At 56.3% G+C, this 9,207-nt stretch carries 12 protein-coding genes; 4 read left to right on the top strand and 8 right to left on the bottom strand.

The features are described 5' to 3' along the window. Positions 1-20: 20 nt before the first annotated feature. Positions 21-284: a hypothetical protein gene (locus JQ611_RS38450; protein WP_212468430.1), complete on the top strand. Its 264-nt coding sequence runs from the start codon at positions 21-23 to the stop codon at positions 282-284. A gap of 49 nt (positions 285-333) precedes the next feature. Here JQ611_RS38450 and JQ611_RS38445 read toward each other — a convergent pair whose 3' ends face one another. From JQ611_RS38445 to JQ611_RS38430, 4 genes are all read right to left on the bottom strand, one after another. Next, entirely contained in the window at positions 334-948 is a 615-nt protein-coding gene (locus JQ611_RS38445; RefSeq protein ID WP_212387411.1) for a cell envelope biogenesis protein TolA, read from the bottom strand. A 55-nt stretch (positions 949-1,003) separates the two neighbouring features. Further along, complete coding sequence (locus JQ611_RS38440; protein WP_212468428.1) at positions 1,004-1,681, bottom strand: HAD family hydrolase; 678 nt, start codon at positions 1,679-1,681, stop codon at positions 1,004-1,006. Positions 1,682-1,891: 210 nt separating this feature from the next. Next, a complete protein-coding gene (locus JQ611_RS38435; protein ID WP_212468424.1) occupies positions 1,892-2,815 on the bottom strand; it encodes a Ku protein in 924 nt (307 codons plus the stop codon). Positions 2,816-3,541: 726 nt separating this feature from the next. Then, positions 3,542-3,688 carry a hypothetical protein gene (locus JQ611_RS38430; protein ID WP_212468415.1) on the bottom strand — a complete coding sequence of 49 codons (147 nt, stop codon included), beginning with the start codon at positions 3,686-3,688 and terminating at the stop codon, positions 3,542-3,544. 107 nt (positions 3,689-3,795) lie between these two features. On the opposite strand from JQ611_RS38430, the gene JQ611_RS38425 reads away from it, so the two are divergent. Continuing rightward, positions 3,796-4,815, top strand: a complete 1,020-nt coding sequence (locus JQ611_RS38425) for an alpha/beta fold hydrolase (RefSeq protein ID WP_212468414.1) — start codon at positions 3,796-3,798, stop codon at positions 4,813-4,815. Between the two features lie 37 nt (positions 4,816-4,852). Here JQ611_RS38425 and JQ611_RS38420 read toward each other — a convergent pair whose 3' ends face one another. After that, positions 4,853-5,017, bottom strand: a complete 165-nt coding sequence (locus tag JQ611_RS38420) for a hypothetical protein (RefSeq protein ID WP_212387408.1) — start codon at positions 5,015-5,017, stop codon at positions 4,853-4,855. Between the two features lie 101 nt (positions 5,018-5,118). On the opposite strand from JQ611_RS38420, the gene JQ611_RS38415 reads away from it, so the two are divergent. Next, positions 5,119-5,409: a hypothetical protein gene (locus JQ611_RS38415; protein WP_249133799.1), complete on the top strand. Its 291-nt coding sequence runs from the start codon at positions 5,119-5,121 to the stop codon at positions 5,407-5,409. On the opposite strand, the gene JQ611_RS43215 is transcribed toward JQ611_RS38415, so the two are convergent. Then, the gene (locus tag JQ611_RS43215) at positions 5,402-5,605 is read right to left on the bottom strand and encodes a DUF4385 family protein (RefSeq protein WP_409411332.1); all 204 of its coding nucleotides are present in this window, start codon (positions 5,603-5,605) and stop codon (positions 5,402-5,404) included. The genes JQ611_RS38415 and JQ611_RS43215 overlap by 8 nt on opposite strands. Positions 5,606-5,710: 105 nt before the next feature. Between JQ611_RS43215 and JQ611_RS38405 the strand changes: the two genes are divergently transcribed. Further along, positions 5,711-6,124, top strand: a complete 414-nt coding sequence (locus tag JQ611_RS38405) for a hypothetical protein (RefSeq protein WP_212387402.1) — start codon at positions 5,711-5,713, stop codon at positions 6,122-6,124. A 282-nt stretch (positions 6,125-6,406) separates the two neighbouring features. Here JQ611_RS38405 and JQ611_RS38400 read toward each other — a convergent pair whose 3' ends face one another. Both JQ611_RS38400 and JQ611_RS38395 read right to left on the bottom strand, forming a co-directional pair. Then, positions 6,407-6,844 (bottom strand): pyridoxamine 5'-phosphate oxidase family protein, encoded by a 438-nt coding sequence (locus tag JQ611_RS38400; protein WP_212414531.1) that lies wholly within the window; start codon positions 6,842-6,844, stop codon positions 6,407-6,409. 175 nt (positions 6,845-7,019) lie between these two features. Then, positions 7,020-8,048, bottom strand: a complete 1,029-nt coding sequence (locus JQ611_RS38395) for a TRAP transporter substrate-binding protein (protein WP_212387397.1) — start codon at positions 8,046-8,048, stop codon at positions 7,020-7,022. Positions 8,049-9,207: the final 1,159 nt, after the last annotated feature.

Genomic DNA, 9,207 nt, shown 5'->3' with positions numbered 1-9,207 from the left:
CCCTGACGAGGAGATTTCCGGTGCTGATGACTGACACGCCAAGGCCACCGACCCGCACACTTCAGGGATGGGCTATCGAAGTGCTGCAGGAAGTCGGCGCTATTCGAGAGTGCGAAGAGCACGGATGGATGCAGGACGGCGCCAATCCGCATGCCCGCGAGCGCGCTCTGGAAATCGCCCGCAAAAGTGCGCCGCCTGGAGTATCACCGCAGGTGGTTGCTGGAGCCGTCGCACAAGTTCTCGATTCGATAGGAGATACGTGCCCCGAGTGCCCGCCCGAATGACCCCGGTTCGCCCGCCGCCACGTCGATTGTTTGAAACAATCCGGGGTGCCTAGCCTCGTGCGCGCTGCAGCGCAGCCTCCAATCGCTCCCTCTCCTTATCCCAGCGGACGTTTTCGGTTCGCGATCTCTTCTCGAGAGCGGCCACCTCGGCCTGGATGGCCGCAACGTTCTCCTCATGCTCACGCTCGGCCGCGTCCAGCGCCGCTTGCGCCTTATCGACCGCCCCTCGCCGGCGTTCACGCTCCTTCTGTTTGGCAGCCTCTTCCCTCGCCCGTTCACGCTCGCGCCGTTTCTGCTCCTTTTCGAAGGCAACTGAGGCCTTGCGCTCCGTCGCCTTGTCGACGGCGCGCGGGGAAGGCTTCTTCACCTTGTGGCTTTTCGACTTGCGGACAGTCTTCGGTCTTTCGCCGTCACCCAGATTGGTGGGTAGTTCAGCATGCTCGCCAAAGGGTCCGTCGGAGCCGACAGGCCGCCTGAGAACGACGCCCGGCTTCGCCATGGTCGCCGAGAGTACGTCCGGATCGTCAGTTTCCTTCGCCGCGCCCTGGTGGAAGAGATTGCTGTCGGCGCCCCACGCCTCCAGAGCCGCTTTCATCGACGGAGCGGCAATTGCCAGATCGAAAAAGCCCAGCGAAGTCTGATAGGTTTTCAGTTTTCTCGCCATGGACCAACGCTTCCCCGCACCTTCCACTGGCCACTGCCGTGGGTCAGCCGGATCGTTACCTCGCAAGTAGGGAGTTTGCGAAACAAGCGAACAGCGAGGCCGGGCCAGGATGGATCTCGGCGGCCCCGGCCTGCCGCAGCGAACTCTCCGTGAATCCGCCGCACAGCACGCCGATGGTTGCGATCTTCACCTTCCCCGCAGCGATCGCGTCGTAGGGCGTGTCGCCGATGGCGACGGCCTCAGCGCCTTGGATCCCGAGCTTCTCTAGAACTACCTCGAAGATGTCCGGCGCAGGTTTCGATTCCTCGACGTCGTCAGACGACGTCGTCAACTCCACCAGTTCGGTAATGCCAGCGATTTCAAGATATTTCTCAACTTCATCCTTCTTAGCGGAAGAGGCGACGGCAATCCGAAGTCCAGCGGCGCGCACGCGTCGCAGCAAGTCCGGGACCGCGGAAAAGGGACGCACAAGCGGCAGATACTCGGTCTTGAAACGATTGCCGCGCCACTCTTCCAATTTTTTGCCGTGGTCCCGTTGTTCGTCAGCGGAAAGGAAGACGGGAATGAGCTTGTCACCTCCCTTGCCTATCTGGCTCCGAGCTTGCTCGAAACTCACATCATGGCCGAACTTAAGCATGGCTTCCTGCCATGCGAGCGCGTGGAGATCGACCGAGTCCAGAAGCGTGCCGTCCAGGTCGAAGATAGCGGCTCTCGGCAACTCACAATCCTCCATAGTCGAGGCTAGCGAGTTCGCTTCCTGTGGCACGGAAAGTTACCCGCTCAGTATCCGTTAGTATGAACCGCACTTTGGCCGCCAAGTCCCCTATGCTGAAGCGCTTCGGCAAAGATGTGTACCGACATCCAGAACGCGATTGATGGACAATGGCGTTCCGCGTGTAGCCAACAGCTACCTTCAGGCCAGGCTTCATGGCCAAAAGCCGATCTAAGCCGACCTCCGCTCAGGTTTCGCCGACGGCTTCTTCGCCGCAGCTTCCTTCGCCGACTTCTTGCCGGCGATCGGCATGAGCATTTCCTTCTGACCGCTTGCGACCTTGCGTGGCTTCTTGGCCGGCTTGGAGTCCTTTGAAGCCTCTGCGCCACCAATACTCTTGCGCAGCGCGTCCATCAGGTCCACGACGTTCTCCCCACGGGGGCGTTCTTTCGCAATGATTGGTTTGCCGGCGCGTTTCTGATTGATGAGGTCAACGAGGGCCGTTTCATATTGGTCTTCGAACTTGTCCGGCTCGAAGTGACCCGCCTTCTGATTGACGATGTGCTTGGCGAGATCAAGCATGTCCTTGGTGACTTTGACGTCCTGAATATCGTCGAAATACTCTTTTTCCGACCGGACTTCGTAGGGATAGCGCAGCAACGTTCCCATCAAGCCCTTGTCCAGCGGATCGAGCGCGATGATGTGCTCCCGATTAGTCAGCACCACGCGGCCGATCGCGACCTTGTTCATCTCGCGGATGGTTTCGCGAATGACGGCAAAGGCGTCGTGGCCGACTTTCCCGTCCGGTACCAAGTAGTAGGGACGGATCAGATATCGCGGATCGATCTCGCTGCGGTCGACGAACTCGTCGATCTCGATGGTTCGCGTCGATTCCAGCGCGACATTCTCGAGCTCCTCCTTGGTCACCTCAATGTACGTATCGGTATCGACCTTGTAGCCCTTGACGATATCTTCGTTCTCAACTTCCTCACCCGTGTCCGCGTCCACCCTCGCGTACTTGATCCGGTGGCCCGTCTTTCGGTTGAGCTGGTTGAACGAAACCTTTTCGGATTCCGACGTGGCGGGATAGAGCGCTACCGGACAGGTGACGAGGGAAAGACGCAGGAAGCCTTTCCAGTTAGCGCGGGGGGCCATGGCGAGGAACTCCATATACTGTTGCTGGGTTCAAGACGAACGGGCAACCTTGGTTCCGACAGGGGTGGCTTCCCCAGAAGATCATTTTTCTCAGACACGCTGGCCCAGCAGGACTCGACTACTGTTCTCCTTATGTTCTAATTCAAGATGGGTACTGTCCGTATTTGACCCTGAATTTGGGGGTGTCCTAATTTGGCCGCGAGCCCGACAAGCCTTGTTCGATCTTGCCGCGCTCTGTTCATACTCCGAAGGGGGTAGGTCGCGCCGGGACCGAATTTGCACTAGGTGCACAAGTGGACAGAACCGGGGTGGCTGTCTGCGAGTTGTTCCATCAAAAAATGGAGCAGCGCCATGCAACGACGCCGTTTCGAACCACAAACAATCTCACTTGATGAGCGCGCCAAGGAGCGAGCCGAGCAACTTCTCAAGGAAGCCCAAAGCACCCCACCTGGGGCTCAGCGCGATAAGCTTCTGCGCAGGGCACGGCAGGCGGAAATCGTTTCCCATATGGAAGAGTGGCTTTCTTCCCCCCGGTCTAAAACCGCCACGGTAAAAACATGCTCGCGGTCATTGCGACACTCTTAGGCTTGGCGACCCTTGCCGCGATGATTGGCTTGATGCATCTCGCCGACCGGATCGAAGCTCGCAAGCACCCGTAGTTCTCCGACCGTGAACGATGTTCCACTAAACGGGCATACGACCGTTTCTAATTCGTTCGAGCCCGCCTCAGTTGATGGCCTCTTCGTCCTCATCGTCATCCAATATGGCGATGTTCGCCTTAAGCGCTTTGAGCAAACGCTTTGCTCCCTTCGCGTCCACATAGGCTTGGACGCGCAGCCGATTTGTGCGATCCGGCGCAATGTTCTCGACCACAAGAAAAATGCGTCGGAACGATCCGCGCTACCGCAGGTTCACTCAGTGCTGCAACATTTCCTTAGGATCATCCGGATTTCGTGCACGCGCCGAAACGAGAGTGATCTATGACCGCAGTCCATCCTATCAAACGCCTTCGCCGATCTGTTCCAGGCCGGCGCACGACCAATTCAACTTCCATCGTGGCTGCCTCGGTTGCGATTGGAGCTTTGGCCGCCATCGCCTTGCTCAATCAGCACCTTGCGAGGAAAGCCGAACGCGAAAACCCACCTTCCGGTCGGTTCTTAGAAGTGAACGGCGTCCGACTGCATTACGTTGAACGTGGCGCAGGCGATCCTGTAGTTCTTCTGCACGGCAACGGAAGCATGATCCAGGATTTTGACTCAAGCGGTCTGATCGATCTTGTTGCCAAGGATTACCGGGTTATCGTTTTCGATCGTCCAGGGTTCGGCCATAGCGATCGGCCGCGCAATGTCGTGTGGACGCCGGATGCCCAGGCGGAATTGATCAAGCTCGCCCTCGCGCAGCTTGGCGTTTCCAACGCAACCGTCCTTGGACACTCTTGGGGCGCCTCCGTTGCGGTCGCGATGGCTCTGAAGTATCCCAGCCTCGTCCGGGGACTCATTCTCGCCTCTGGATACTACTATCCGACCCTAAGGCCAGACGTGGTTGCGTTGGCCGCGCCGTCCCTGCCCCTTGTCGGAGACATCCTCAGTCATACCTTGTCGCCCCTACTAAGCCGAGCCATATGGCCGCTGATGATGGCGAAGATCTTTGGTCCAAGATCTGTACCGAAGAAGTTTGAAGCATTTCCGAAGGAAATGGCACTCCGGCCATCTCAGATAAGGGCATCGGCCGCGGAGTCGGCGCTAATGATCCCGGACGCGTTCATACTACGCAATCAGTATGCGGACCTGAAAATGCCAGTTGTCATCATTGCTGGCGAGCAAGACAAGCTCATCGATATCCACACTCAGTCGGCCCGGCTGCACTCCGACGTTACCCAGAGCAAGTTTCATAGGCTCGCGGCCAACGGCCACATGATCCAACAGACTGCCACCGATCAGGTGATGTCGGCGATCCGGGAAGTCGCAGGCCAGTCGACTGAACTTGCCGCCGCTGAATAGCCGGACCTAATGGCCGGGCTTGCGGCGCGCAAGAGAGTCAATCTTTGGAGGGCTTTGGTTGAGTTTCGCTGACCGGATCAGACGCCGGAAAGGTATCCTCGAGGCCTTTTTCAAGCTTCCTCTGCTTCTTGTCGGCTTGCACGGCCTGCTTTGGATCGTCCGCGTGTTTGTCGTGCGGCGCCGGATTGAATTCCTTGGACATCATACCCTCCTCTTTCCGCACCCAGATGAATCGACTGCCAACGTTCGCTCGACAACCCGCGAAACCAGCTTTCGTTGCGCGCGCCTAGGAACGGATCCTGATTGGCGCAGTTGACCGTCCGGAGTTTCATAATGTCCGATGCTGTTGACTATCTGCACGCATACGCCGTAAGAGCCATCTGCAAGGCGCGACGGATGCCGATCGGTAAGTCAAAGCGCCTTCAACGAGCAGTCGGGCGAATTTATCTGCTTTTGACCAAGGAAGCTGCGGTCTCCCCGAACGTCGATCATCTCGACGATTTTCGAACGGCGCGCCAAGTGGAAAAGTCGATCGCCACGCTTCCGGAAACCGGCTCGGCGATGCCGGCGATCCAGAAATGGCCACCTACCTGACGCCTGGACCGACTGCCGAGACCCTGGCGTTAGGAAGCGAATACTCCAGGAAAGGCCGCGAAGCCTTTCGTTGCGCTTTGTTGGCAATCCCCGGCCTCTTAAAACGCCAATGCGGTGTAAAGCTCGCTCTTGCGGGGCTCGCAATCAGGACACATTGTTCGCCCTCTCCCACGCGGTAAAGCTGATTGGGTTCGATAATTTACACCCGCCTTCAATTTATGCCCGCCTTCAGACGCGGTAGCCGGAACCATGTTTCTCGTGACTGGTTGGCGTGACGGTTGACGCAATGAAAGCATACTGAATGCGCTATCTAACCAGTCGATCACTCATTTGTTGGATTCTTCCTTTTCTTGTTGTTTCCAGCGGCTGCATCGCTGCGCCAGAGTGCGACTCAATCGAAACCCGGAAGGCCGTGCTCCAATTTGTCTTGGGCGATGGCAACAATCCATTGGTCACTTATGCGGCCAAGAATTCAACGGCCGGTAAGGCATCGCCTGACGCGACCTCGCAACATTCAAAAAGCGAAAAGCCTCTGTATCAGCTCGGTCAGAGGATAGTTACGACCTCAACGAGCAAGGACAAGCTGACGGTGAAATGCAGTGGCGGGATTTCGGCCGCCGTTGGCGATATTAAAGCGACGAAAGAAGTGACTTTCACCGTCCAGCAGTCGTCCGACGGCCAGACTTCCGTCTCCGTTGATCCGTTTCAGTTTTGAATCCTGCTAAAGCCTCATTTCAGGTTGGGGCACGGGTTAATGGCGCACTGGCTCCATCCGGCGGTCTTCATGGCGTAAAGGCCCACGGCGAGACGTTCGCTGAGCTCTGTCCATTGACCTGAGGCAGACTCGGGCTTCGACAAGCGACAATTTTACCTCGGCCCGTCCCGTCGGCTTCCACTCGTCGGCGCGCAGAAGAAGTCTAACTCCGGCGCCCTAAAAGTATGCTACTTAAGACTGGGCGGAATTTTTCGCGTGCAACACGCCTCGCATTGAAGTAGCTCAAACGATAAACTCACCTTCCTCCTCTCCGTCCCAGTACGTGATACGAGAAGCCTTCACTTTAATGAGTACGATGTTGGGAGTATCGACGCCATTCCCGAACCACCGGTCCAAGTCGCTGGTCCAATGAGCTTTAAATATTGCTTTGTCTCGGATTAGCTCGGCCTGCCCTTCGACCGCTACATAGATGGCATCGGAAAAAATGCCCCCGTGGCTGGTAAAGCCAAGTGCCACCTTAGGGTTCTTTTGTATGTCAGCAACCGTCCGTGCTTGCTCAAATGTAAAATAGTAGGAGGTGCCGTCATACTTTACGTCACCATTGTTGCTCATCGGTCGATTGGCGATTTGGCCGTTTTCCGTGTGAGTCGATAAGATCGCAACGTCAATCCCCGCCATTCGTTGCGAAATATCTTCCAAAGATAACGATTCTTGGTTCATGTCTGGTCCTCGTCGCTTTCAAAAGCTTGTTTCGACAAACCCTGCGTCCGTCGGCCGTCAAGTCAGCGGCACTTTTAATAACTCCTGGATGCGCCAAAGTTTCAGGGGAAAGCCAGGAGCTCTAAGCCCGCGGTGGCAGCGTGCCGGAAAGCCGGGCCGAGAGCAGAATGCGGGTTTACGAAGTCCGCTTGGTAACGGAGCGACGCTTATTGAAGTTTCGGCTCGCAGCCGCGGAGCGGAATTGTTCGATGGCTATTCCTAGCGCCGTGAGGGCGCCTTCTTCAATGACCCCGTGGTCATATTTGTCGAGCGTTTCGCGTACGATGTGGTCAATTTCATTTTCGATCTGCACCATATCCTCATCCGCGGAATCACGGACCTTAGCTGCTAGATCCAGCACTCTATCCCTGAGCGACGATACGTTTTCCTGCTCGTCCGGATAAAGAAAAGCGCGAAGACCTGCACCAAACGAACCTAACGCCGACAGCACAAGGATACCGCCCCAAAAGTAATCGCCGTAGCGCTCAAGGAATGTTCGTTCTGTTCCATCAATGTACGCAGCTACGCCAGGATGCGCGGGTATAGCCGCATCCTTTTCAGTACTAGGTTTTTCGATGGTCGCTGTATCAGGTATCTCGCGCAATATCATTTGACGATGAGCGAATAGCTCACGGGAAAAGGCCGCAGCAGCTTGCTCCGAGAGGGCTTTGCCAGCGACGACAAGATCGCTAACCGCGACCACACTTAGTACTTCTGGCGGCAATGCCGGGTTAGACCCGAAAGCAGACTTTGGTATCTCTGCAGCCTCAATCGTCGGCTGTCGGAGGACGATCGCTTCGGCTGTTTCCAGGCCAAGAAAATTTGGCGCTTCCCGAAGCCGTGAGAACGATCGGAAGATTTCCGCAACCGCCTTGCTCTTGATTGCACCCATGGTCGCAAAGAAATTAAAACTTTTGTCACCTGCCATGGCATCCATGCTGCCAACTGGCACGATTTCAACCTTGTTGGGCGGAACGCCCTCTGAGGATAGGACAACATTGAGTAAAGCAAGGTCAGCAGATGTGCCGTTTAGCAGAGCGATTCTTGAACCGACGAGGTTCTTCCACTCTGTCGCTCGAGAAGGCTTTTGACCAGGTATGTGCGCCGTCCAAAGAAAAAGTGCACTTTTTCGTAACACAGCAATAGAAAGCAGATCGGCAGACATTACATCGCTTCGAACGGTCGATAAGTCTGCGCCGCCTCTGCTCAAGAGCTCTTGCGCCTGGCCTTGGTCCACGACGGTTACTGAGAGACGTACAGAGCTTCGTTCACGAGTAAGAACACGAGCTATAGCTTCGACGATCCTAGCATCCTCGCTGGAGAAGGCCACAGCGATACGAAGGGTCATGGGCCTCAAGGTGACAAACAGTATTCCACTAGCGATCATTGCAACGAACAAGCCCGCCGCAGCCAAAGCGTACAGAATCTTGCGTCGATGTTCGTTTCTCCGCCGTCTAGACTTCCGCGACGCTGCCTTTATGGCCATGAAATTGCGCCTTTCGAAGGATACTAGACATTGCTTAGAGAGCAGGACGTCGCGTAACGACTTCTGCGATCGCTTTGGCTTCGATGGCAGCTCGACTAACGACGATCCTCTCAGACCACAGACTCTTAGTATTCACATTTGAGCCTGTTTCGGTCCTGCCGACCGGCCATACCGATTGCTGCGAAAGCATCACCGATTCTGCCATGCCAACCTTAGCCGCTCCCACTTTGTTTCCATCCAGGTCAGAGATCTAATGAGAGGTTTTTGCAAGAATGGGACATCCTGCGCAATGAACAGGAGACCGAGGGGCAGCATCCAGATACCCAACACAGGTAAGAAGCTAAAGACACCGCCAAGAATCAGCAATAAAGCGACAGTTAGACGAGCCGCGAATGAGGACGGCTTTCGCAACCACTGAATGAACCGAGAGATCCTGGCCGGCACTCGCCGATTGATCATTTCGAAATACCTATTGATCTCTTTATAAGAGGCAGTCATTTCATCTCGCATTAGCTATCGCCCGCGCAACTATTGGGAACAACGCTAGAGCTCCAGAGTTCCGCGGGTGCAAGACGTTGTTCGAAAGCGGCCTACCGGAAGCTGGCGACAAAACGATCTATTCCCTCGCTCAGCCCATCCGAAAGGGACATTAGTCAGGCCGCGTGCCGCCGCGTCCCTTTGCGGGGCGGCATCCCGAGCGAACTGACACAACGGTGCGCCGAACACTTGGTGGGCCGAACAACCCCATGCCGATGCGCCGCTTGGTGCTTATGCGCACACCGGCCCACGCGGTAGGCAAGATTGCACGGTTAATGACGGCGGCGCGTGAGGACAGGAT

The organism is Bradyrhizobium sp. AUGA SZCCT0182 (genome assembly GCF_018130185.1).
Taxonomy (GTDB): domain Bacteria; phylum Pseudomonadota; class Alphaproteobacteria; order Rhizobiales; family Xanthobacteraceae; genus Bradyrhizobium.
This window is presented reverse-complemented; position numbering and strand designations above follow the sequence as displayed.

Coding starts and splice junctions, on each gene's coding strand:
- JQ611_RS38440 (WP_212468428.1), bottom strand. CDS start 1,681: ATGGAGGATTGTGAGTTGCCGAGAGCCGCTATCTTCGACCTGGACGGC.
- JQ611_RS38425 (WP_212468414.1), top strand. CDS start 3,796: ATGACCGCAGTCCATCCTATCAAACGCCTTCGCCGATCTGTTCCAGGC.
- JQ611_RS38420 (WP_212387408.1), bottom strand. CDS start 5,017: ATGTCCAAGGAATTCAATCCGGCGCCGCACGACAAACACGCGGACGAT.
- JQ611_RS38405 (WP_212387402.1), top strand. CDS start 5,711: ATGCGCTATCTAACCAGTCGATCACTCATTTGTTGGATTCTTCCTTTT.
- JQ611_RS38445 (WP_212387411.1), bottom strand. CDS start 948: ATGGCGAGAAAACTGAAAACCTATCAGACTTCGCTGGGCTTTTTCGAT.
- JQ611_RS38435 (WP_212468424.1), bottom strand. CDS start 2,815: ATGGCCCCCCGCGCTAACTGGAAAGGCTTCCTGCGTCTTTCCCTCGTC.
- JQ611_RS38400 (WP_212414531.1), bottom strand. CDS start 6,844: ATGAACCAAGAATCGTTATCTTTGGAAGATATTTCGCAACGAATGGCG.
- JQ611_RS38395 (WP_212387397.1), bottom strand. CDS start 8,048: ATGTCTGCCGATCTGCTTTCTATTGCTGTGTTACGAAAAAGTGCACTT.